Source organism: Pseudocolwellia antarctica, assembly GCF_049933045.1.
GTDB lineage: Bacteria > Pseudomonadota > Gammaproteobacteria > Enterobacterales > Alteromonadaceae > Pseudocolwellia.
Window position 1 is genome coordinate 1,057,942 of the sequence record NZ_CP187926.1, and the last position, 24,260, is coordinate 1,082,201.

Annotated in this window: 25 protein-coding genes; 15 read left to right on the plus strand and 10 right to left on the minus strand. The window is 36.1% G+C overall.

The features are described from left to right. Positions 1-4: 4 nt before the first annotated feature. From dapE to pdsR, 4 genes are all read right to left on the minus strand, one after another. Entirely contained in the window at positions 5-1,144 is a 1,140-nt protein-coding gene (gene dapE / locus ACPUVN_RS04645) for a succinyl-diaminopimelate desuccinylase (RefSeq protein WP_426357791.1), read from the minus strand. Beyond that, the gene (locus ACPUVN_RS04650) at positions 1,141-1,488 is read right to left on the minus strand and encodes an ArsC family reductase (protein WP_426357790.1); all 348 of its coding nucleotides are present in this window, start codon (positions 1,486-1,488) and stop codon (positions 1,141-1,143) included. Before ACPUVN_RS04650 ends, dapE begins: the two co-directional genes overlap by 4 nt. Positions 1,489-2,137: 649 nt before the next feature. Further along, on the minus strand, positions 2,138-4,486 hold the full coding sequence (pdsS, locus tag ACPUVN_RS04655; protein WP_426370059.1) for a proteobacterial dedicated sortase system histidine kinase: 2,349 nt from the start codon (positions 4,484-4,486) through the stop codon (positions 2,138-2,140). 39 nt (positions 4,487-4,525) lie between these two features. After that, positions 4,526-5,272, minus strand: a complete 747-nt coding sequence (gene pdsR / locus ACPUVN_RS04660; protein ID WP_426357788.1) for a proteobacterial dedicated sortase system response regulator — start codon at positions 5,270-5,272, stop codon at positions 4,526-4,528. A gap of 234 nt (positions 5,273-5,506) precedes the next feature. Between pdsR and pdsO the strand changes: the two genes are divergently transcribed. From pdsO to ACPUVN_RS04675, 3 genes are all read left to right on the plus strand, one after another. Next, entirely contained in the window at positions 5,507-6,355 is an 849-nt protein-coding gene (gene pdsO / locus ACPUVN_RS04665; RefSeq protein WP_426370060.1) for a sortase-associated OmpA-like protein PdsO, read from the plus strand. Positions 6,356-6,759: 404 nt separating this feature from the next. Next, positions 6,760-7,296 carry a peroxiredoxin-like family protein gene (locus tag ACPUVN_RS04670; protein ID WP_426357786.1) on the plus strand — a complete coding sequence of 179 codons (537 nt, stop codon included), beginning with the start codon at positions 6,760-6,762 and terminating at the stop codon, positions 7,294-7,296. Between the two features lie 128 nt (positions 7,297-7,424). Then, positions 7,425-7,838 carry a DoxX family protein gene (locus ACPUVN_RS04675; RefSeq protein ID WP_426357785.1) on the plus strand — a complete coding sequence of 138 codons (414 nt, stop codon included), beginning with the start codon at positions 7,425-7,427 and terminating at the stop codon, positions 7,836-7,838. 68 nt (positions 7,839-7,906) lie between these two features. Here ACPUVN_RS04675 and ACPUVN_RS04680 read toward each other — a convergent pair whose 3' ends face one another. Beyond that, positions 7,907-8,599: a VC0807 family protein gene (locus ACPUVN_RS04680; protein WP_426370061.1), complete on the minus strand. Its 693-nt coding sequence runs from the start codon at positions 8,597-8,599 to the stop codon at positions 7,907-7,909. Positions 8,600-9,096: 497 nt separating this feature from the next. Here ACPUVN_RS04680 and ACPUVN_RS04685 point away from each other — a divergent pair, with 497 nt between their 5' ends. The 3 genes from ACPUVN_RS04685 (at position 9,097) to ACPUVN_RS04695 (ending at position 10,382) form a co-directional block, all read left to right on the plus strand. Continuing rightward, entirely contained in the window at positions 9,097-9,372 is a 276-nt protein-coding gene (locus tag ACPUVN_RS04685; RefSeq protein WP_426357783.1) for a putative quinol monooxygenase, read from the plus strand. 143 nt (positions 9,373-9,515) lie between these two features. Further along, complete coding sequence (locus ACPUVN_RS04690) at positions 9,516-9,947, plus strand: hypothetical protein (RefSeq protein ID WP_426357782.1); 432 nt, start codon at positions 9,516-9,518, stop codon at positions 9,945-9,947. A gap of 186 nt (positions 9,948-10,133) precedes the next feature. After that, positions 10,134-10,382: a DUF3297 family protein gene (locus tag ACPUVN_RS04695; RefSeq protein ID WP_426357781.1), complete on the plus strand. Its 249-nt coding sequence runs from the start codon at positions 10,134-10,136 to the stop codon at positions 10,380-10,382. Positions 10,383-10,556: 174 nt separating this feature from the next. Here the strand turns inward: ACPUVN_RS04695 and ACPUVN_RS04700 are convergent, their stop codons facing one another. Next, positions 10,557-10,952 carry a hypothetical protein gene (locus ACPUVN_RS04700; protein WP_426370062.1) on the minus strand — a complete coding sequence of 132 codons (396 nt, stop codon included), beginning with the start codon at positions 10,950-10,952 and terminating at the stop codon, positions 10,557-10,559. Between the two features lie 94 nt (positions 10,953-11,046). On the opposite strand from ACPUVN_RS04700, the gene ACPUVN_RS04705 reads away from it, so the two are divergent. The 4 genes from ACPUVN_RS04705 (at position 11,047) to nirK (ending at position 13,168) form a co-directional block, all read left to right on the plus strand. Next, positions 11,047-11,352 (plus strand): hypothetical protein, encoded by a 306-nt coding sequence (locus ACPUVN_RS04705; protein ID WP_426370063.1) that lies wholly within the window; start codon positions 11,047-11,049, stop codon positions 11,350-11,352. Beyond that, entirely contained in the window at positions 11,352-11,483 is a 132-nt protein-coding gene (locus tag ACPUVN_RS04710) for a hypothetical protein (protein ID WP_426370064.1), read from the plus strand. Before ACPUVN_RS04705 ends, ACPUVN_RS04710 begins: the two co-directional genes overlap by 1 nt. Positions 11,484-11,798: 315 nt before the next feature. Beyond that, a complete protein-coding gene (locus ACPUVN_RS04715) occupies positions 11,799-11,960 on the plus strand; it encodes a hypothetical protein (RefSeq protein ID WP_426370065.1) in 162 nt (53 codons plus the stop codon). Positions 11,961-12,046: 86 nt separating this feature from the next. Then, a complete protein-coding gene (gene nirK / locus ACPUVN_RS04720) occupies positions 12,047-13,168 on the plus strand; it encodes a copper-containing nitrite reductase (RefSeq protein ID WP_426370066.1) in 1,122 nt (373 codons plus the stop codon). A gap of 159 nt (positions 13,169-13,327) precedes the next feature. Here the strand turns inward: nirK and ACPUVN_RS04725 are convergent, their stop codons facing one another. From ACPUVN_RS04725 to dinG, 4 genes are all read right to left on the minus strand, one after another. Further along, the gene (locus ACPUVN_RS04725; protein ID WP_426370067.1) at positions 13,328-14,578 is read right to left on the minus strand and encodes a DUF1566 domain-containing protein; all 1,251 of its coding nucleotides are present in this window, start codon (positions 14,576-14,578) and stop codon (positions 13,328-13,330) included. Beyond that, positions 14,575-15,159 (minus strand): hypothetical protein, encoded by a 585-nt coding sequence (locus tag ACPUVN_RS04730; RefSeq protein ID WP_426357775.1) that lies wholly within the window; start codon positions 15,157-15,159, stop codon positions 14,575-14,577. The genes ACPUVN_RS04725 and ACPUVN_RS04730 overlap by 4 nt, the downstream gene beginning before the upstream one ends. A 12-nt stretch (positions 15,160-15,171) precedes the next feature. Continuing rightward, positions 15,172-15,741, minus strand: coding sequence for an MBL fold metallo-hydrolase (locus tag ACPUVN_RS04735; protein ID WP_426357774.1), 570 nt, complete (start codon positions 15,739-15,741; stop codon positions 15,172-15,174). 325 nt (positions 15,742-16,066) lie between these two features. After that, positions 16,067-18,145 carry an ATP-dependent DNA helicase DinG gene (gene dinG / locus ACPUVN_RS04740; protein ID WP_426357773.1) on the minus strand — a complete coding sequence of 693 codons (2,079 nt, stop codon included), beginning with the start codon at positions 18,143-18,145 and terminating at the stop codon, positions 16,067-16,069. A gap of 91 nt (positions 18,146-18,236) precedes the next feature. On the opposite strand from dinG, the gene ACPUVN_RS04745 reads away from it, so the two are divergent. The 5 genes from ACPUVN_RS04745 (at position 18,237) to ACPUVN_RS04765 (ending at position 24,252) form a co-directional block, all read left to right on the plus strand. Then, positions 18,237-20,840 (plus strand): DNA polymerase II, encoded by a 2,604-nt coding sequence (locus ACPUVN_RS04745; protein ID WP_426370068.1) that lies wholly within the window; start codon positions 18,237-18,239, stop codon positions 20,838-20,840. Between the two features lie 174 nt (positions 20,841-21,014). Further along, a complete protein-coding gene (locus tag ACPUVN_RS04750) occupies positions 21,015-21,251 on the plus strand; it encodes a hypothetical protein (protein WP_426357771.1) in 237 nt (78 codons plus the stop codon). A gap of 125 nt (positions 21,252-21,376) precedes the next feature. Beyond that, complete coding sequence (locus ACPUVN_RS04755) at positions 21,377-21,829, plus strand: DUF302 domain-containing protein (RefSeq protein ID WP_426370069.1); 453 nt, start codon at positions 21,377-21,379, stop codon at positions 21,827-21,829. A gap of 253 nt (positions 21,830-22,082) precedes the next feature. Then, on the plus strand, positions 22,083-23,264 hold the full coding sequence (locus ACPUVN_RS04760) for a cystathionine beta-lyase (protein ID WP_426370070.1): 1,182 nt from the start codon (positions 22,083-22,085) through the stop codon (positions 23,262-23,264). 229 nt (positions 23,265-23,493) lie between these two features. Further along, the gene (locus tag ACPUVN_RS04765) at positions 23,494-24,252 is read left to right on the plus strand and encodes a putative 4-mercaptohistidine N1-methyltransferase (RefSeq protein ID WP_426370071.1); all 759 of its coding nucleotides are present in this window, start codon (positions 23,494-23,496) and stop codon (positions 24,250-24,252) included. Positions 24,253-24,260: the final 8 nt, after the last annotated feature.

Sequence of the window (24,260 nt, forward strand, 5' to 3'; positions counted from 1 at the left end):
CTCTTTATTTACCTAAAACATTTACAAGTGTTTGATAATAAATTTCAACCAAGTTGTTTAAGTCGTCACAAGAAACACTTTCGTTTACTTGATGGATAGTCGCGTTACATGGACCTAATTCAATAACTTTAGCGCCTGTTGGTGCTATGAATCGACCGTCAGATGTACCACCAGCAGTAGATAACTCAGTTGGTTTACCCATAGTAGTTTCTATTGCATCTGTTACTGCGCCTAACCAAGAACCAGGCTCTGTAATGAAAGGTTTTCCGTTGAAAGTCCAATCAATATTGTATTCAAAATCATACTTATCAAGTAATGCATGAACTTTATCTACAATCTTCTGATCGGTTAATTCAGTGCTATAACGTAAGTTAAATAAAGCCGTTATATGACCTGGTACAACGTTAGTTGCTCCAGTACCTGAATTAATATTTGAAATTTGAAAGCTCGTAGCAGGGAAAAAATCGTTACCATTATCCCACTCACATTGGCTCAGTTCAGCTAAAGCTGGCATTGCACTATGAATCGGGTTTTTTACGTGTTCAGGATAAGCAACATGTCCTTGCTTACCATGAATTGTTAATTCACCTGAGATAGAACCTCTACGACCATTTTTAATAATGTCGCCTACTTGATCAGTACTTGATGGTTCACCCACAATACAATAAGTGATTTTTTCATCACGTGCTTCTAAAGTATCGATTACGCGAGTTGTACCATTAATAAAAGGACCTTCTTCATCACTTGTAATGAGGTAAGTGATTGAACCTTTATGATTTGGATAATCAGCTACAAAACGTTCTGTCGCTATTATCATGGCAGCTAAACTACCTTTCATATCAGCAGCGCCACGACCATATAACATACCGTCTATAATAGTCGGCTCATACGGCGGCGTATTCCATAAATCTAAATTACCAGCAGGTACAACATCAGTATGGCCAGCAAAACAAAATACAGGATCTTGTGTACCTTTTCTTGACCATAAGTTAGTTGTGTCTTCAAAAACCATGCTTTCGTTATTAAAACCTAAAGCATCTAAACGAGTAGATATTAGATCTTGGCAACCAGCATCTTCAGGCGTTACTGACTTTCTTGAAATAAGGTCTTTAGTTAATTCAATTACTGGTGTGTTGTTACTCATAATAAATTTTCCTGATATAAATCGTCTTTAAAGCCAACACACGTTACGTTATTTTTGATCAGTATAGGGCGCTTTAATAAGGTAGGTTGTTCTAAAACTGCTTTAAACATAACGTCGTCGGTTAAGTTATCTTTAATTTCAGCAGGCAAATTACGAAATGTTGTGCTGCGTTTATTTAATAATACATCCCAACCACTGCGTTCTACAAAAGAAGAAAGTAATTCAGGTGTTAAACCATCTACTCTAAAGTCATGAAATGTAAATTTTATGCTGTTTTTATCTAACCATTTAAGTGATTTCTTCACTGTGTCACAGTTTTTTATGCCGTAGATGGTAGTCATCATTAACCCTTGCTTTGTATTTTAAAATTTAAACCTAGTTATTAATCAATCAGAGTTCAGATAAGCTAATAACTCGTTATTTAATGGAATTATTTTAGCATTAAAGCCTTAACAAAAGGTAGGGTACTAAAGTGTTAATAAGGATCTAAAAGATATAAAGGGATCTATTTTGAGTATAAAAATATCTAGTTATTCATCAATATAACAATGATATCCACAAAACCTGTGGATATCATTGTTAGCAAGTCTTTATATTTGTTGTAAGTAACTGTTATAAAGTTGATTTATCTAGTTGTGTTGTTTTTGAACGCTTATGGTTTTGCCTGTTTTATCAACAAGTATTGTATTCAATATCCTCTACGTAGAAGAAAAATGAGCAGGCTTGTGGATTAAATATCGAACTTATGAACAAAATAGCCATTCATGCCCAGTCTTGATTTAGTGTAATTATTCGAAAATTAAATAATTTACCCATATAAACTTTGGATCTAATGATCTTTATCGATTCAATTATTATTTGATAATAATTGTATTTAGATTGGCGTATAAGTCCGTTTACATGACTGCTTTTAAGGCATTATGACTTGATGTAGATTAGCCATGAATAAAGGTTTTCATTTATATAAAAATAGTAGAAATGAAAAGTAACTTGTTAAACACCCGTTTTATTCAAAGTAATACTTAACGTTACACCTGCTGGATTATGATGATCATTAGCGCTAATACTTCCTTGATGAAACTCTACAATTAACCTTGCGATATAAAGTCCTAAACCTAAATGCGGTTGGGCTTGTCGTTTAGTGTCACGCATCGACACCATCGAATCGAATAATCTGTCTTTCATTAATTCAGGTAGGTGTTTACCGTTATTACTAATATGGATCAAAAAGGTCGATTGGGTTTCTTGCAAGCTAATACTCACTTTTTGATCGTTACTAAACTCCACTGCATTGGCAAATACCTTATCAAGCAGCTGTGCAATATGTTCAGGCGAGCCTTGTATGTTGGGCGATTGTTTACCATTTAGGTGGCTATCTTCGCTCACTAAACCATTAAGTGAAAACTCTACATCTGTGTAAATCTGTTTATAACCTTGTACGCAGCCTACCAGTACTTGTTGTAAGTTAAATGGCACGCGTTCAGTGGTGGCTAACATCTGTTCTAAGTTTGTTGCTTCACTCATATTCGTTAAGATCAAATTTAGAGTATTAATACCTGTTTGTGCGCGTTCTAGATAAGGCGTGGTACTTTCAGGTAGTTGCTGCATCGTTAGGTTTTCTAGTGATGTTCTAACAACGGCAATCGGTGTTCTAAGCTCGTGTGATAAGCGTGACGACATACCTTCAAGATAATGGTTATATTGGCTAAGGCGATTAACTGCCGTCGAAAAACTACGTGATAAGTCGCCAATTTCGTCGTTAGCTGTTGAAGCAACCAGTTGATTATTGATACGACCATTTTCATCAATACTTGATTCTGCCTGATTGCGTAATGTTCTTATGCGGTTAGATATACGTGAAGCAAACAAAAAGAAGCAGGTTGCGCCCAATAACATAATGGCGATTATGGAAGTAAAGAGCTTTTCAAGGGCTTGATTTCGTAGTGTTCTAATGCCATTTGTGGTTTCTTCTACAATAACAGCACCGTGTACCTGGTTATTAATATAAATAGGATAAGCGGCTGAAAGCACAACAGCTTGCTGATCTGTGGTTAAACGCCATTGTGAATGCGCATTACCTTCCAGCGCGCTCTTAATATGTTTACCTGTTAAATGTTGCGCATCGTAAAGCTCATCGATAAAGTCTTTAGGAGGCTTGGTAAGGAATTTATAATAAAAAGGTAAAAGCCAATTTTCTTCAATTGAATTCCATAAAGAGGTAATCATTGAGTCGTTTGAGTCATTCGAACCAGAATAATTTGAAGCCGTTCTTTTATTCCACACACCGCTGGCTTGTTTTAAATTACCAGCTTTTGCTAAAACCCGTTGATGTTGATCGACAACCCAAACACTTGAGTTGGTGTAACTCATTCCTTTAACGATACGTTCAATTTCAGGCGAGGGTACTAATACCGTACCTAAGGTTTGTGCAGTACTCGGATCAGCTGAACCTACAATACTTAGTGCATCGGTAAACTCGGTATCCACATCATGAAAAGCGAACGCGATATTGTCGCCTACTATCTCCATAGGGATACGTAATTCTACATTGTAACCTTGAGGTGTTTCTAACCAATGCCCCTGTATTTTAGGGGCTACGGTGATAATTTCTTTAATAGTTGGGTTCTGTGCTGAGTAATCAAAACTCTTTATTTCAACACCAGCAGTTTCAACTACTTGTGTTTCAACTTTATAAGCATCTAACCAGCCTGACTTTTTGTTACTGATAATAAAGCGGTTAAAGTTGTTTTGCGGATCGCTTAAGCCTATTTCTAAATGATCATTTTTAAATATGCCGCGTGCATTTTTATTTCTATATACCAGTTTGTTATCAACAACAGTAAACATCATGTATAGATATTTATCATACTGACCAACCGTTGCATTAAAGTGCAATGAGCTTTTGTTAGCTGATAAGTTTGAAGTCGAGTTCGTATAAGACTTTAACTCTGTACCTGACTTTGTAACTAGCAGTGATGACGGTTTAACTAACTGATTTTTTTCACCATAATAATGAGCGCGTGAGTTAAACAAAGGCCAATCGATTGGCAATCCGTCTAATTGAATCGCTGTAGTTAACTTGTAGCTATATAGGTCTTTACCTTTTTCTACATTAGGTAGAAAACTCGCTTGGTTATTAAAAAGGTTAGGGCGTTCATGTAAAGCGGTCGCTAAAGCACGAGCGGTTCCTACTATGGTTTGCTCTTGTCCATAACGTAGGTACTTTTCCATTTCCCATACGTATTGATAACCAAACCAAGGTAGGCTGAATAAAAACGACGAGAGTAAAAGTAATTTAATACGTAACCCAAATCTAAAAAAAGACTTACTTTTATTGGGCATAGTTACAACTTCACGCTTAATTTTTGCTTGCTCACTTTATTAAGCATTATGGGTTGAACCTGTATTATTTGTTGAGCCGTTAGCTTCAGTAGGAAAGTCTTCATTCCAGCGATAGCCCATGCCGTAAATCGTCTCTATGTAATCGAAGGCTGAATCTGTTTTTATAAACTTCTTACGAATACGCTTTATATGAGAAGTAATGGTGCTGTCATCAACAAAGATATTAGAATCTTGCATTAATTGCGTTCTATTCTTCACATGTCCTGGGTGTTTAGCTAAAGCGTAAACCATCCAAAACTCTGTAATAGTTAAATCAATTAGCTGGTTTTTCCACATCACACTCATGCGTTGGCTGTCTATTGTCATTGAGCCGACATTAAGTAGATGATCAACTTGTTGAGGTTCTTTCATCGCATCTTGTCGACGAAACAATGCTGATATTCTGGCACTTAAATGTGGCAAGCTAATGTCTTTTGTTAAATAATCATCAGCACCAATTCGTAAACCCGAAACGGTATCAAAGTCGTTATCTCGAGCGGTTAGAAAGATGATAGGCAAAGTAGTCGATAAGGTTCTTAACCACTGACATAAAATAAAGCCACCGTCGTATTCTTCCTCTAAACCAATATCTAAAATAACTAAATGGGGCAAGCGTAAAGTAAATGCTTGGGTAGCACTTTCGCGATCGGCATAAGTTTGAACTTGATACCCTTGGCTACGAAGCACATCAGCATAGTTTTCTCTGATAGCTGCTTCATCTTCAACTATCGCAATACGTTTACTCATTTCTGCTTTTACCTTTCTATTTAAACTAAGCCTGTTTTTATGAGGTAAATATATCTAATTATTTACCCAAGTTCGCGCTTTTATTGATATTGCCATATTGTTGCCACATTTGTTCGTCGATTTTCCTTTTTTGCGTCGGTATTTAGTCCGACTTGTTTTGTTTAATAGCTACACCAAACGGATGAAGTCATTCGATTGAAATTAAAACAAACTAAACCACTTAAGGAAATAAACATGAACTCTTTACAAATTAATTCTAAAAATACAGCAGCTCAATCAACTAACATTAATGGCTCATTACATACCAAATTATCTAAATCTAAAAAATCAGTGATGAGCTTGTTAGTGATTGGTTCATTAATGGCAGCACCAAGTTATGCTTTTGATGAAACAAGCACAGCAATAACGCCACAAGAAAAAGTAGAACAAGCCAATACTAACGTAGAAATTGGCTTTGGTTCTGGTGCTCTTATCGGTGCTGTAGTTGCTGGTCCAGTAGGTGCATTCGTAGCGGGTTTAGTGGGAAGTCTTATTGCTAAAAATGTAAATGCTGGCAACACCATCGACGATTTAGAAGTTAATTTAGTAAGTACACAACAAAATATAGATAAAGTAATAGCGCAGCATCAAAAGTCGTTACAAGCAACTGAGCAATCTTACCAAGCCGAGTTGTTATCACTAGAAAGTAACTATAAACAGTCAGCGCAACTGCAAGCAGAGAACTTATTAATGAGCTTACAGTTTTCAACAGGTTCAAGCGAAGTTAAACCGCATTATCAACAACAAATAGTGTCACTGGCCAAAATGTTAGAGCAATCGCCAGACTTGTCTGTAGACCTTTCTGGTTATACCGATTTACAAGGTGATGAAATATTAAATCACGCTTTATCGTTAGCTCGTGTAAACGCTGTTAAAAATGCCTTAATAGATGGTGGTGTTGAAAGCGACCGTATTAAAATATTTGCTTTGGGTGAATCAGAACCTGTAGTAGCAAGTACAGAAAAAGAAATCAGCTTTTATGACAGAAGAGTAGTGATTAAATTACATCAAACAGAAGAAGGGCAAACGGCACAAAATTTTTAAGTGGTTTTTACTGCTGTAAGCTTTTCATGATTAATTAACAGAATATAGAAATATTCTAAGGAGGTGATTTAATTTTATAGTTATCAGTTTAAGTAGAGTTAGCCTCGATGGAGATAGGTGAAATTCAAAAATTCTAGTTGAGTATCATCAACTAGAATTTTTTTATTTTAAGTAAAGCTTACCCTCATAATAGCTTTCTATATTACCGACCTCAGTTATACCGTTGATACTCACACAAGAAAAACACTTAACATTAATGCCTATGTCCCTCTATCTAGAACTTTCGCTTTATAAAACTCAAAGCGCTCATGCTTTGTAACTTTGTAATTGTTTATTACATAAGCTTGATTCTTAACTTTTCGCCATCACTATTATTAGTACGATAAGACTGAAGAGATAATAAAATGACGAATGAAAAATTAAGTGCAGGCCAAAAATTTCCGACATTATCAGTTAACAAGCTTGATGGCGGGAAGATAGATTTTTTGAACCCTAAAGGTAATTTTGATTGGCTTTTAGTCGTGGCTTATCGAGGACAACATTGTCCTCTTTGTACGAAATATCTAACAGAATTAAATGAACTATTACCTAAGTTTCAAGAATTAGGTGTTGGTGTTGTTGCAATTTCTGGCGACTCAGAAGAACAAGCACATACACAAATAAACAAAATCAATCCTAGTTTCGATGTAGGTTATGGTTTAACACTTGAACAAATGCAAACACTCGGCTTATATATTTCAAACCCGAGATCTGAAGCAGAAACCGACCATCCGTTTGCTGAACCAGGTTTTTTTGTTATTAATGGGTCAAAAGAAATTCAATTAATTGATATTTCAAACGCACCTTTCTTAAGACCTAATCTTATATCAGTCATTAATGGAATAGGCTTTATACGTAATCCAGAAAATAACTACCCAATTCGCGGAACGTTAGCTTATTAATTAGATAAGTAGTCTGACATGCGTAATCTTGATAGAAGAAAAACAAACGTTTAACTTGAGTATTGATTCAGTAAAAGAAGATAATGCGGGAAGTTATACCTAAGTTATTTTTCATATAGAGAATCATCATGTCAGACTCAGAACACAGCCCTCATTTATTTATCAAAATATTATATTGGTTAAGTACAGGTATTGTTTTATTTTTACTAACCTTTGCAGCTATTTCATACCACGTAATGCATGATGCACAAGCTTCATATTTTACAGCATTCGGATACCCAACTTATTTAGTTTATCCATTAGCTTATCTAAAAATAGCCGCTATTTTGGTTATTGTGTGTCATAAATTTAACGACTTACGAGATATGGCTTATGCTGCTTATTTTCTTAATATGGCAATGGCGCTAGTAGGGCATATTGTTTATGGCGACTTTTACGGACATGCACTGGCGGGTATGATTGCTATCCCTATTTCGTATTTATTGGGTAATAAAGTACGAGGTCGTCCATCAAAGAATTTATTTGGTCGTTGGACTGATTAAAAAACTAAATCTTTAGACAATGAGTTATATGGGTACTCATAACTCATTGTCTCTATTTTTTTAAATAATTATTGTTCTACCAATAACTGAGTAAGCTTATAACCCGTTAAATCCTTTATTACTGTGGAAACATAGTACATAAGAGCTGCAAGCATTAACATTGATGGTATTACAATAACTGGATAGCTCATTAAGGTCATATGACCAAGTTCTTCATTAAACTCTACTGTTCCTGCAGGACTTGTTACAAGCCACTTTGCTAGCACATAATTCATTACAGCAGAAAAGATGAATGTTAATGCTAATAATTTGTTAGCAAAACCTATCTTGTTTCTAAATACATCGGTTTTACCGTTTTCAGTTAACTTTTCATATACCAATCCTACCTTAAACATATATTCATTCAACAATAGCTTTGCAATTAATGGCTTACCATACATACCTGTAAATATTGTGAATAATGCTATTAGCGTAGGTATAGATGCTTCTTTTATAGCAAGCCATTGTACACTTAACTCAAACAGTGCAATTCCACCCGTTAATAAGGTACTAAAAAAACCGAATGCAGATATCAGGTTCATTTCTTTAGTTCTTAAGTAATCATAAATGGCATAGCCAAGCGGAAATGATAAAGCGACAATCAATCCCACGACAACGCCAAAATATTCTGGGCTGGAAAACTTCATTAGGATCCACGAAGGTAAAGCTACATTAAAAATGATTTCTATAAAGGGTTTGTTTTTTGGTTTTTCCGTGGCCATTATTTATTTCTACTCTGTGTTTTAAATTTAATTGCGGTTTTATCAAGCTAAGTTGTTCTGAAATTTTAACGATTACATAGGGTTTGATAATCTATCAATATTGCTTTTACAGTAGCTTTATCAATATATGGACAAGGCGGTTATGTGATATGTAGCTTGTAACTCGAACACAAAATAACGTTCTGTCTATCGAAAGTTCGGGATTTCAAACAAGCGCAACCCTTTGGCTTCATTATAAACGAATTTTATCATTGCTGCCTATAACCCATGCTCGCTATTTTTAATCGGGCTGCATAGATATAGAAAGTAGGGCGACTCAGGAGATAAAGCCGAGAATAACTATTATAGACAAGCCATGCCTCGATTAAATCCGTTTTAAATTTAACACTAATGATCAACAGACCCTACTAGCATCTTTATCATAAAGTATAGTTTATGAGATACTGTCTGTATTAGAGGTTATCATCGAACTATTTATCTATTTTCAGGAAAATTACATGCCAATTATTGTTGCAGGAAAACTCATTATTAAAGAGGGTTTACGAGATAGATTTATTATTGAATCGTTAGAGTCGGTATCAATAGCAAGAGATAATAAAAGCTGTGAAGACTTTTCTGTATCTCCCGATCTTTTAGAAGAAAACAGAGTAAACATCTTTGAAAAATGGAATTCACTTGAAGCTTTAGATGCTTTCAGAGTTGCTATTCCAGCAAACGATCTATTCGCTATGGTCGAATCTTTTCAAGTTAATGAGTATGAAATAGAGAGTTAGTCGATAAAGGCTCAATAATCGGCATCACGCGACTTTGCTAATCAAAACATAGTGATAACGAGTGAATAAATATAAGTAAGTAAAACTAAACCCTAGCTTTAATTAAGCATATTATCCTTCCTCATACTTTAGAGTAATGTAAATTGAAAACTATTAGCCTAGCAGTTCTAAGTTCACCAATAATTGAAAACAAAGATGGAAGCGAAACAACAATAAACACAGGTTGTTCCGTATTTAACGACATCGAATATTCGATTGAAGATTATAACGGCTTATTTATTACTGACAGAATTGGAGCTCAAAACTTTCGTCATCGTATGAGTGAACCTGGATACTTTAGCTCTTGGCATGTGGCTGGCGATGCAACTCTTATTGTTGTTCGCTCAGGTACTTTACGTATGACACTGCGAAATGGGGAATACCGCGACTTTTCTGCGGGAGATATGTTTGTTGCTGAAGATTATTTACAAGATAATGAAATCTTTAACGATGAAATTCATGGTCACACGGCTGAGTTAATAGGTGAAGATACTTTATTAGCTGTTCATATTAAATTAGCCGTTAGAGTCGCTTAAACTAAAGCTTCAAGCTGAATCATCAACTGTTGGTTTCTATGTTTTTAAATATTGTTTTACAATATTGATTTAATAAAGAATAAACAAAAGCTTAAAATATATCTTCTAAACTTAACTGTCTTTCTTGAGCGTTAGGATTTTATTGTCTACAATAACGCACTTTTTTATTTACGTTAGAACGTTAAAATGACCGACACTAATTCAAAACCAGCTTTACCAGATCAACTTTCGGGGAATCCTCGCAGCCCACATCATGTAGCTGAAATTTTTGAGCATACGATTGGTATTACACTTAACGGCAAAGAACATTTCAATGTTGAAGAGTATTGCATCAGCGAAGGTTGGGTAAAAATCCCTTCACCTAAAGCATTAGATCGTCGCGGACAACCTATGTTGATAAAACTTAAAGGTACTGTTGACGCTTTTTATAAGTAATCAATACCTGAGAAGGTTTAGCTAGAATTTAGTTCAACCAAAAATACAATACCCAATAACGAGTTGTTTCGATACTGGGTATTTTTTTGCCTAAATTATGTATCTTCTGACTTAAGGCGTTTAATAAGTTACTTATTTTTCTGTAGGTGATTTCTTTAAATATGCTTTTTAACTCTAATCATGAAAGTTACACATTTCTCTGCTTTTTATTATTTGCATAATGCCAAATACTGTAACCATTAAAGCAACTAATATCGTAGTAATAATCCCTGCCATAGTCGTTATCCAAAGTCGCATAAGCAACAAAAAACTAGAGCTAATAGCCCATAAAAAATCACCAAATGAGAAGTACAAGATTAACCATTTGTTTGGTGTTTGTTGCAATGAAGCCCAAATTAGATGAAGTCCATTTATTACTAACACAACACCTAGAATCTGTAATATCAATTCAGGAAAGTGGGTATCACCTCCTAAAAATACAGCGACTTTTATTGGCAAGCATATAAATATCAATCCAAATATTATGCAACTTATGGCATTTGCCATTAAGACGTTTTTAAGTGTGAACATATTTACTCTCATGTATACTAGGTTGACATAGACGTGAGTAGATTAAAGTAGAGAGTTATTTATGTCAATAAGGTTGACAAGTAAAGGTACCCCCATGGTAGAAAGTCAGTCACTAAAGCTGGCTCTTGGTGCTAGCCAAGTTAATGATTTAATATCAAAATATTTATCTAATGCTTTAAAAGAAAAAGGTTATAAATTTGCGTCACCTTCAGCATTAAACTTTTTAAGTACATTAGAATGCGGCGTTAATTATGCGTCTGAAATAGCCAGAAATTTAGGTGTTTCACGTCAAATGGCAGCTAAAACCGTTAAAGAATTATGTTTAGCAGGATATTTAGAGCAGCTAGATGATGTAGGTAAACAAAAAAAATTGTATTTACTCAAACAGGCGAGTTGTTAATGTCTGATGCAAGGCAGCTGTTGGCAGATATGGATAAGATCCTTAATCAACAACTTGGTAACAAAGCTATTGAGTCTACTGTGAATAATCTTAATAAAATACAAGCGTTAGTTAGTGGGAAATATCTATAAGTAGACCCAGTTAATTGTTATGACATGAGTAGTTAATAACGTGAGTTATTCCATAACAATCATTCGTAACATAGTCGTCATCCTCCCCCAATAAAGCGGCCACCAAAGAAGTAATAGGTACTTTAAACTAAACGTCTGCTATATCCGAAAATGAAGCCATTATATTTTTGCTTTGATGTCTTCGCTATAAGCAAATATTTTTCTGTTAACACTATGGATTACATATATCGGATAGGCTATTTATATTACTTATACTCAAAGTGTGGCTAATTTTAGAGGTATATTAAAGGACAGTTAACATTAAAAATATTCAGTATGTCTAATAGCTACACTACTGCAATGTTACATCTTACAGGCAAGCCAGTAAAAACAAGACATATCACCCAATACTTACCTAGTTTGTTATTTAGACGTTGTGAAATGCATTATCAATGTCGTTTAAATGATTTAGGTTTATCCGTTGCTCTGTTGATCTGAATCAATGAGGCATAAATGCTTTAAGGTATGATGACGACTTCGCGTTGGTTAGAGCGTAATTGATAACAAACCTTGGGGACATAACGATGAATCCTTTTAAAAAATCAGCCCTAAATATCGCACTTGCTACAATACTTGTAGCCTTTTCAGTAGGGTCCTATGCTGGTGAGACACTTGATACTGCTAAAGTAGGCATTGCATCAAAGGCGCAAGGACTTGAACGGATAACACAAACATTAGTAGCCCCACCATTTTTACCTGAGCATGATCAAGTGGCTAAAGGCGGCCCTAAAATTATTGCCATGTCCATGGAAGTGGTTGAAAAAGAAATTGAAATATCACCAGGGGCATTTGTTCAAGCAATGACCTTTGATGGTTCAAACCCTGGTCCAATGATTGTCGTGCATGTAGGTGATTATGTGGAACTAACGCTGAAAAATCCTAAAACAAATACACTTCTCCATAACATAGATTTTCATGCGTCGACAGGTGCCTTGGGTGGAGGGACTTTAACCCATGTATCTCCTGGTGAACAAGTTGTACTTCGTTTTAAAGCCACTAAAGCTGGTGTGTTTGTTTATCATTGTGCGCCAGGTGGCGTAATGATCCCATTCCATATAGTTTCAGGTATGAATGGCGCTATTATGGTTTTACCTCGTGAAGGTTTAAAAGATGAGAAGGGTCAATCTGTAAGTTATGACAAAGCCTATTACGTCGGTGAGCAAGATTGGTATTTGCCTAAAGATGAGAGTGGTAAATACAAACGTTATAACTCACCTGCAGAAAGTATGGCTGACACTATGGCTGTAATGCGAGGTTTAATTCCGACACATATTACTTTTAATGGAAAAGTAGGCGCTTTAACGGGAGAAAATGTGATGACAGCCAAAGTGGGTGAAACGGTTTTATTTCTACATTCAGAAGCGAATCGTGACACTCGTATCCATTTGATTGGTGGTCATGGCGATCTTGTTTGGCCAGGAGGTTCATTTGATGACAGACCGCTCACGAACCAAGAAACATGGTCAGTACTTGGAGGAGCAGGTGCTGCAGTAATGTACACCTTTAAACAACCTGGTACTTATGCCTATGTTAACCATAACTTAATTGAAGCCGTTATGTTGGGTGCTTTAGCTGAAGTATCGGTAGAAGGAAAATGGAATAATGACTTAATGGAACAGCTTTCTAAACCTAGTCCTATTAAATGAGTAACTAGAAAACATTGCTAAAGTGCTTATATAAAAGTGAATTAGGTTAAATCTTCGTATTGTGATCTGATTTTTGAAGTAAAAAGGAGCTTATTTTCATAAGCTCCTTTTCTGTTAAAACAATCAAACTTAACTAACTTACTTAATTAACTAAGCCAATCAACGCTCATTTTTAAGTCGTCCAGTGGGTGCTTCATCTTCGCTGATGTACCCATCTTTATTCTTATCAAAATGATTGAAGCGAGTCTCTCCAGCTTTAAACTCAGATAGTGCTACTTTTCCATCTTTGTTTTTATCAAAACGATTGATGAATTTATTACCATTAGTACTTCTAACTGTCGTTTGATTTCTTTGTGTATTACTTTGCGTATTGCTTTTTGTATTACTCGCTCTACTTGTAGTTACATAACCTGCAGCTGAGGTACTAATATCGGTATATTCATATCTATTTTCTTGTAGCTCGCCTGTGGCTATCTCAAGGTTTCCGCCTCTAACTAAACGTACATAATTGTCTACTCGGATCATGTCGCCTTGTGGGCCTCTCGATGTTGGTTCACCTGTTTTAGGATCACTACGCTGTGAGCCTGCGCCATGAACGTCCATGGTTTTTCCACGCATTTCGCCTATGGCTTTACCAAAAGCTACATATACAGCGCCTTCGGCTTGTACGGGACCATCAAGATGAGTTGTTGAACTCCAGTAGTATGGGTAATCTTTTTCGCCACCTTCATTTTTAATAGATGATACATTGAAGATAGGATCAATCGCTGCTGAGTTTGATGTTTCTGGCGACCGCGTATAATCAACAATACTTTGTAGCTCTTTGGCATTAGGTAAGCGCCAATCGTTGTAGCCACCTAATGTTGACTCTTGAGCGTATTGCAGAGCTTGTTGCCAGTTTAAACCTTTTAGGCTGTCACTTTGCTGCCAAACTAAGCCCGTTGCTTTATCTGAAACCGTGCCATTGTTGTTGTCTACAAAACTGTTTTTGCCGTAGTCGGTATTGCCTCTAACAAATCTGAAATACATTTTATTAGGCGCTGAACTACGCGGATTATATTTTGGATAACCTTTGATACGACCATCTACAAAGTTAACACCAAAAACCGTATCGTCGTTCTTCATGGTTTTTGCAACATACTCAGTACTTGACCATGTTTGTGCATCAATCTCTCGCTCTTTAGTGCTGGTATCACCAATAGGTTGATTAAAGTAAGTTGTGTCGATGAAAGGCGTTAGCGCTTTGTCACCTTTAACCGTGCCAGAAAACTGCATTAAAGAATAAAGCTCTTTAATGGTAGGTATACGCCAGTCGTTATAGCCACCTGTATTCGTGCTATTAACTTTTTGTAAGGCTTCTTCAAAGGTAAGCTTTTGTCCCATGTCTTTTTGCCAAACAAGTCCTGTCACGTTATCTGTAATTGTGCCATTTTGATTGTCGGTGTAAGAAGGTGGGTTAATAATATAACTAGCATCTTGACCGAAAAATCATCTCCCTGCTTAGGCAATGAAATAGCGCTATTGTTGCTGTAAGAAATACGTTGTCCTGAATCAACTATGGCGTAGCTGTTTTCTATTATAGGGAGGGCAGAGGTTATAGCTGATGATGAGCGAGTTGCTGATGTTTTAGTCGCTTCTTTATTTACTACCATTAAATCTTCAGCAAAAATCACATTACCACGGTAATTCTTTTGAATTTCTTTCAAGCTTGCTGCCGTATCAACAATTGTAGAATTGAAGTGGGTATAAACTAAGTTTTGAACGTTTGCTTGTTTAGCCATACTGCTTGATTCTGCTAGGTTGAGATGCGCATTACCTTTCTTCTTTCTATTACTGCTGTCTTTGTTTTTAGTTGATTTATTGCCTGCCTTACCTTTGTTTTTTTGACGTCCGTCTTCCATTACCATACCGCCTGAATCAATGATCATAAAATCGGCGTTTTTAGCGAGAGTCGGTAAATCGTCTGAATAAGTTAGGTCACCTGTAATCACAATAGATTGACCTTAATAGTCGAAGCGATAAGCAATGGTATGAATAGCATGTGGAACTTGTAGAGTAGTAACAAGAATGTCATCTATTTTGAATGACTCACCACCTTGTAAATCTCTTACATCAAATGCTTTTTCACGTTCAGCTAAAGTGCGTTGAGTTTTACCTAAACGGTATGAAATATCTTCGTTATAAAGCTCCAGATTAGATTCGGCAAGCTTAACTGTGTTAGGTGGACCTATGATAGAGAAGTTATTTCGTCCTAAAATCGAGCGGATAAACATAGGAACAAACTCTTCATTATGGTCAAGGTGATGATGAGTGAAAACTAATGCTGATAAGTCTCTCGGATCAAAACCTAACTTATTCAAATTAGCTTGTGTGCCGTTGCCCATGTCCACCAAAATATGCGTATTACCTGCTGAAACCAAAGTACTAGCGCTGGCTCTGTTTTCATTAAAAATAGGCGAGCCTGAACCAATAATGGTGGCTGTAAGTTGGTTTGCTGCTTTAGCCACATTAATGAATGATGTTGTTGAAACGAGTAACGTTGATAACAACAATACAGTGATAATTTTTTTCATAGTAAAACCTAAACTTTGATTAACCATTATGGAGTTAAATACTCATGCCACCTGAAATTCGAATCTTAAAGTGGTATGAATATCATATAGTCATTGTACAAATTCGGCTGTGTATTCTTAGACGAATTTACAAATCTTTAGGCTAGTTTATAGAGCTAAGATTAATGCTTGCTGAATGGAGTAGTGAAAGGTTCAGATGAATGACTTACTGAATGACTTAGTTAAGATAATGAGTGTTGAGCTTTTAAGAAGAGAAAATCAAACAGCATCAAGTATTGTTTTGAAAATAATATGTTGATGCTGTTTTAAAAAGGCTAAGAGGTAGCTAGTATTTTACGGTGCGTTTATAAGGCGGTAACGAGTCGAGTAGTTGCTTACCGTAACGCTTGCTTACTACGCGTCTGTCGAGCAAGGTAATTGTACCTTCGTCTTTTTCATTACGTAGTAATCGACCTGTTGCTTGAATGAGCTTTTTAGAAGTTTCAGGCACAGATAACGACATAAACGGATTACCACCTTTCGCGGTAACATATTCTGCTTGAGCTTCTTCTACAGGCGACGTTGGCACTGAAAAAGGTAGCTTGGTAATTATTAAGTTGTTTAGGTATTTACCGGGTAAATCTAATCCTTCAGAAAAACTTTGTGTACCAAAAATAATACTTTGTTTGTCGCTGTCACAATTCTTTTTATGTTTCTCAATAATCTGCTGGCGTGATTGCTCGCCTTGTACTTGAATCTCTAACTTGTTGTTTTCACGCAAAGCCGCAGCAACTTTTTCCATTTGCCAATAAGATGAGAACAATACGAGTGTTGAGAAACCTTGATCTATTATCTCTGGTAGCTTTTCAATTATTTCATCAGTAAATTGGTCGGCACTTGGCTCATACTTCATTTGTGGAATAATCAGCTCAGCATTGTTTTGATAATCAAAAGGCGAGTTCACTTGCTGATATTGAGTCCCGTCGTTTTTTTGCAGACCGACTTGAAATCTAAAATGTTCAAAAGAGTTTAACGCTAAAATAGTGGCTGAACATAAAACCGCACCGTCGCATTTACTCCATAAATTATCTTCAAGGGTAAAACCAACTTCAATAGGTGAAGCTGAAAGCACGTAGTCGGAACGTTTACCTTCTGAAATTTCAACCCAACGTGCTAAAGGGGCACCTTTTTCGTTATCTGTTTTTTCGTACATCTGCCAAAGAGAATGAAGGTTTTCGAGTCGTTGGATCATAAATCCTGACTCAGCTAATAATGGCTCTGCCAAATACATTTGGGTTTCGCCATCTTTGGTAGACTCCATTAATAAGTTATAAAGCTTATTGGTATGAGCGAGACATTTTTTGCTGAGCTCGCTGATGTCTTCTGCCCAATTTTTTAATGATTTTGGAATGATGCCATTTTCAAATCTGAACTGTTTTTCTTTCGGAAAATACACTTCTTTATTGTTTTCAATAAAGGTATAAACTTTTTGTAGTTCTACTAATAAATCTTGGCAATCGTCACCCAACTTTAAGGCTGGAGAAATAGCGCGTTGTGACTTAATGAGCTTAGCCATCTTATCGCCAGTTTCTTTGAGCTTAGTAAGCCATTCTATGGCTCCCTTCACGGAAATATTGGCGCTAGAGTGGTCACGCGTAACTTTTGGTAAATGATGCGCTTCATCAATTATGTAAAAAACGTCTTCTGGTGCAGGTAAAATCTTACCACCACCTAGTTCTAAATCGGCTAATAATAAACTGTGATTAATCACCAATACATCACTCATATCCATGGTTTCTCGGGCTTTATGAAACGGACAATGTGTGTGTTCAGCTAAGTGTTTTAAGCAGCTATGTTTGTCGCATTGTACTTGCTGCCAAATGTAATGAGGCACGCTATCAGGCCATGAATCTAAATCGCCTTGCCAGCTATTATCGCCCAACTTTTTATGCATATCGGCGAGTATTCTAATATCGGTAGCACTAGGTTTTTGTGCGAAAGTAAAACCAGCTTGTGGGTCGTCACCATTAGTAACGGCAGCACTTAATTTTTGTCGACAAACATAACGTTGACGACCTTTAACTAACGTAAATGAAAAATCGAGACCTGAATGCTTTTTCAAAAAGGGTAAATCTTTATCAACTAACTGTTCTTGTAACGCAACAGTAGCGGTTGAAATACATACTTTTTTATCGCGAGATAAAGCTAGCGGAATAGAGCCCAATGAATATGCCAGTGACTTACCTGTACCCGTGCCAGCTTCAATAACAATAATTTTTCGGTTTTTATCGTATTCGCCTGCAAGGGTTTTAGCTATTTCAGCAATTAAAAAGGTTTGCTGTTTACGCGGGTTAAAGTTCGTCATATTTTCGCCAATGGCTTTATAGCTGGTGCGTATAACTTGCTTTATTTTGTCACTTAACATGGGAAGGAGGTTTCCATAATGGGCGGTATCATTTACACTGCTGTATATATTAACAGTTTTACTGTGCCTTTTTCGAGTATTCTTTTTAGTAATGACGAGTAATTACATAGATAATTCTGCAAACAACGCTTCAGTCGGCACATCAACTGGCTCTTCCGTTGGTTTTGAAATAGCCTCTCAAACAAACTCAGCACTTAAAGCTAAGGCTGGGTTAAGTGCACAACCTCATTCAAAAAACACAAATATTCAGCAAGAAGTTAACCAAGGTTTCATTTTAACTCGTCAATCGCAAGATCGTTTCGGACGAACTTGTATTACTTTATGGTTAAAAACATCCACTGGTCCTGTGAAATTAGAAGTACTTGACGAGCTATCGGTGTTTTTTGTTACTCAGTTACAACAAGGTGAAGCGATTAAAGCGCTAAGCGATGCTTCAATAAAGGTTGAAAAAGTATCTCCTTTACAGCTGAAAACGTTTACTCAAGAACCTGTTACAGGCATTTATTTTAAATCGATGCGAGATTTTTATGCCGCACGCGATAGATTAAAACATCACAAAATTAAATGTTATGAAGACGATTTTAGACCTGACGATCGTTTTTTAATGGAACGCTTCATTACCGCTAACTTAAGTTTTATCGGTATGGAAAAAGCGAACTTTCAAGCAACTTCAGATCAAACGAACAGGACTAATTACAAAGCGTATTCAAAAGCAAAATGTAAAGCCTTGCCATATCACCAAGCCGATAAAAATATCGCCTTAACTATGGTGTCGGTAGATTTAGAATGCTCGATGAAAGGTGAGCTATATTCGATAGGTTTATATGCAAAAGAAAACGGTAAAGATATAAATTGCGTATTTATGATTGGCGAGCCAGAAGAAACCGAGCTTGAGTATATTCACTGGGTTGAATCTGAATCAGCTTTACTGAGCGCTTTTATTGAATGGATACGGGTTTATGATCCCGACATTATGATCGGTTGGAACGTGATTAACTTTGACTTTAGTTTGTTTCAAAAACGCTGCGATTTACTCGGTATCAAATTATCAATCGGCAGAGATGGCAGTGAACCTTATTGGCGAGAAAATGCTAACAGTGACCAAAAATTTATAGAAATAGCGGGTAGAGTCGTACTTGATGGTATCGACTTATTAAAAACTGCGACTTATAACTTTCCGAGCTTCTCCCTCGAAAATGTATCAAATACACTACTAAATACCGGTAAAAAAGTAAAAGACGTAGATAACCGTGTTCAAGAAATTACCGATAATTTTCATAACAACAAACAAGACCTCGCTATTTATAACCTTGAAGATTGCCGTTTAGTTTGGTTGATTTTTGAAAAAACACAGCTGCTTGAATTTGCCATATTACGTGCCCAACTGACGGGATTACCTATAGATAGGATTGGCGGCTCGGTTGCAGCTTTTACGAATTTGTATTTACCTAAGCTTCATCGAAGTGGTTATGTAGCGCCGAATATGGGTGATGGCGAGTCGGGTTTAGTATCGCCAGGTGGCTTTGTTATGGATTCGTTGCCAGGTTTATACGACAACGTTTTAGTGCTTGATTATAAAAGCCTATATCCAAGTATTATTCGTACTTTTAATGTAGATCCTATGGGGTTAATTGAAGGTTTAGAAGACGACAAACATCAACGTAATAATCCGATAAAAGGCTTTGACGGTGCTTATTTCTCAAGAGAAAATCACTTCTTGCCTGACATTATTCAATCTCTATGGTTAGAACGTGATAAAGCGAAAGTTGAGAAAAACGCTGCTTTATCTCAAGCGATAAAAATCATCATGAATTCGTTCTATGGAATTTTAGGATCAACGGGCTGTCGATTTTTCGATCCACGCTTAGCAGGCTCAATTACAAAACGTAGCCACGAGTTGTTAAAAATAACCTCAAAGTGGATTGAAACTGAAGGTTATAAGGTGATTTACGGCGATACAGATTCTATATTTGTACATGTTGGCTTAGACAAAACCCAAGAGCAAAGTCTGGTTTTAGGTAAACAGCTACAAAAACTGATTAATACTAAGATGGATCAGTTATTGTTAAACGAACATGGTGTGCATAGCGAATTAGAAATTGAATTTGAAACTCACTTCAGTAAATTTTTAATGCCAACAATCCGAGGATTGGATGTAGGCACCAAAAAACGCTACGCAGGCATGATATTAGTTCGTGATGAAGCAACCGGCATCGAACGTCAGCAAATGGTTTACAAAGGCTTAGAAACTGTAAGAACCGATTGGACAGACCTTGCAAAAGAATTTCAGCAAGCTTTGTATTTAAAAGTGTTTAATGATGAACCAACAGCTGATTACATACTCGATATTGTAGAGCGCACCTTAGCAGGGGAGTTTGATGAGAAATTAATTTATCGAAAGCGTATACGCCGTCGTTTAAATGAATACGTTAAAAACGTTCCTCCGCATGTAAAAGCCGCACGCTTGGCTGATATGATCAATCAAGAGCAGGGTAAACCTTTACGCTATCAGAACAAAGGCAGGATCGAATACTACATCACCTTAAATGGACCTCAGGCAAAAGAATACCTAACCGCGCCGTTAGATTATCAGTTTTATATAGACCGACAATTAGAAGCGGTAGCCGATGGTATTTTACCTTTTGTTGGATCGAGTTTTAATGAAGTGACAAATAAGCAAATGGGGTTGTTTTAGTTACGTGCCTAAAAATAAATAACCCTAAGCAAGTATGTAAAATAGGTACAACGTTAATTTTATTGAGATCATTATATGATTATATTGTCAGGAATAAATTGGTCTGGAAGTTTATACATAAATGGTAATGTCAAAGCGAATGGCCGAGTCCATAGTCATGCATGGTATTTTGAATTGACGGCAAAATCATGGATTGTAGAAATTGCGGAAGAACATGCGATTGAACCTAATGATTTACCATTAGTCGGTTTTGGGTATGGTGGCTGGTTACATGAGAATATAGTTAGTGCTTATCCAGATAGTGAAGCTGATCTTGTTTTATATGTTGAAAGTAAGCTCAGCTTGGTATTTACAATGTTTCAGCAAAGTAAACTTACATATATTCCAGCAGTTACAGCTTGTAATGATTAGTTTATTGTTTAGTCATTTACTTTTAATCATCTAAAAATGTTTAGTAACAAATAATGAATAAATTATTAGCAGCAAGTCGTTAAGCTATATATTCATAAAAGACATTAATCCATAGAGGCATACCAATGAAAAAGTTATTATTACTAGGTTTAGTCATAATTAGTACATCATTTTCTGTTATTGCTAATAATGGTTTAGTTAAATACGAAAGTCCTTATTCAGTAAAAGTTACCGCTGATCGTTTTGAAAATATTGTTAAGGAAAAAGGGTTAACTTTATTCGCGAGAATTGATCATCAAAAAAATGCGAAAAGTGTGAATTTAGAGTTGCGACCAACAGAAGTGATTATTTTTGGAAACCCTAAAGTTGGCACACCTTTAATGGTATGTGCTCAAAGCGTAGCGATCGATTTACCTCAAAAGGTTATGGTGAGTGAAGGCGCGAATAATAAAGTTTGGTTAACATACAATAACCCTGATTATTTACAAAAAAGACATGATATGAATGGTTGTGATGCCATTATTAATAAGGTTTTAGATGTGTTGAGTAAGTTGTCTGAGGCTGTTGTAGTTAAATAGATAACGATTAATAAATTTAGTATTTAATCTATAAGACAGATGAAGGTAAGCTTCTTTGATTTATTAGTTTTAACAATTTTCACTAAAATTTTTAAGCTAAACAATTTTGTCTACCTAGTTTTTTTACTCAGTGTTACGTACGCTCCAGATAACTTAATTTTGATAAAGTTAGTGCACCTTTGATCTAATCAGGTTATAAATACATTATAGATGGCTAGATAGCTATAAGCTTTGAATAAGTGAGATCATATAAATGAAAACTGAAACAAAAGTCGTATCAGCAGGACGCGCTGCAAAATGGACAAATGGTGTGGTAAACCCAGCCGTACAACGTGCCTCAACCGTGGTATTCGAGTCTGTTAAACAAATGAAAGAAGCGGCGGTTAATAAAACCAATCAAACCTTATTTTATGGTCGTCGCGGCACTACGACTTCGTTTGCATTTAGTGACGCTATGGTTGAACTAGAAGGTGGTGCTGGCTGTGCCTTATATCCTTCAGGTACCGCAGCTATTACTAACGCTATTATCTCGGTTGTTAAAACGGGTGATCACATTTTAATGGTCGATAACGCTTACGAACCTACACGTGATTACTGTGAAAAAATTCTTGCTAAAATGGGTGTTACAACCACTTATTATGATCCGTTAATTGGTATAGGTATTGAAGCGCTTATTCAAGAAAATACGAGTCTGATATTTTTAGAGTCTCCAGGCTCTATCACCATGGAAATCCAAGATGTTCCAGGTATTGCGGAAGTTGCTCATAAACATGACTGTATTGTAATGCTTGATAATACATGGGGTGCAGCGGTTAACTTTCAGCCATTCGATCATGGTGTTGATATTTCAGTACAAGCGGCGACTAAATACATTGTTGGTCATTCAGACGTTATGTTGGGCACAGCAACAGCTGTTGAAAAATACTGGCCACAAGTTCGTGAGAATAGTTACATCATGGGGCAGTGCACTTCGCCAGACGATTTATACTTAGCTTTACGTGGTATTCGTACGTTAAGTGTTCGTTTAAAGCAGCATCAAGCCAGCTCGCTTAAAATTGCTAAATGGCTAGCGACTCGTCCAGAAGTTGAAACAGTACTTCATCCAGCTTTACCTTCATGCCCTGGTCATGAGTTTTTTGAACGTGACTTTAATGGTTCAAATGGTTTGTTTTCTTTTGTATTAAACAAGGGAACACAAGCTGCAATTACTGCATTACTTGACGATATGGAGCATTTTAAAATGGGCTATTCGTGGGGTGGTTTTGAAAGCTTAATTTTAGCGATTTCAAACGTGCAATCTATGCGTACTCAAACCAAATGGAAATACGAATTTCCATTAATTAGATTACATGTTGGTTTAGAAGATGTAGACGATTTAATTGAAGATTTAACCAAAGGTTTCGAACGCTTTAACGCGGTTTTAGATCAAGCTTAATTTTATTTAAATCTCACTATATCCTTTCATAAGAGCTCGAATAATGACTTATTCAAATGTCTTTATTTGAGCTCTTATTTCACATCTTTACTACAAGCTTAAATGTTTATTCAATCAGTAACTCACTTCATTTTTAGTCATGCCATTCATCTTAAATATTTTAATTGAAAACTAAATTGGCTTAATCCGTTCTTAATCTATACTAAGTTATTTAATTACAGGATATTGCGTGGATATTATTAACCCTTATGAAGCCGAAGAATTGGTCTCTCAATATATAGATTTTCATTATGGTGACACTTATTTTGGTGTTGATAACTTTGCCCAAGTCTGTGGCGAAATATGCGGAAGTATTGCTCAAGAGCAAAAGCAGACGGGACGAGCGTTAGATATTGGCTGTGCTGTGGGTCGTACTAGTTTTGAATTAGCAAAATATTTTGAGAAAGTTGATTCTGTTGATTACTCTCACCAATTTATCACTACAGCTATAGAGCTAAAAACAAAAGGGTGTAAAGATTATCATGTCAAAACAGAAGGACATTTAGTTGAACATAAAACTGTTCAATTAGCTGATTTAGGTTATACGGAATATGCAGACAAATGTTCATTCAAACAAGGTGATGCTTGTGATCTTGACGATATGTATAAAGGGTATGATCTTATTTTTGCAGGGAACTTGATTGACCGTCTTCATTCACCTGAACAATTTTTGTTAAATATTCATTCTCGGTTAAATGTTGGAGGTGTTTTTATCTTAACTTCTCCTTATACCTGGTTAGAAGATTATACAAAAAAGGAAAACTGGTTAGGTGGTTATCAAAATGCTCATGGCGATGAAATAACGTCACTAGATGGTTTGAAAGAAACGTTAGGTGCGAATTTTGAAATGTTAGAGGCCCCTAGAGATGTACCTTTTGTTATTCGTGAAACGGCGAGAAAATATCAACATACATTAGCTCAAATGACGATATGGAAACGTATACGTTAAACGAATTA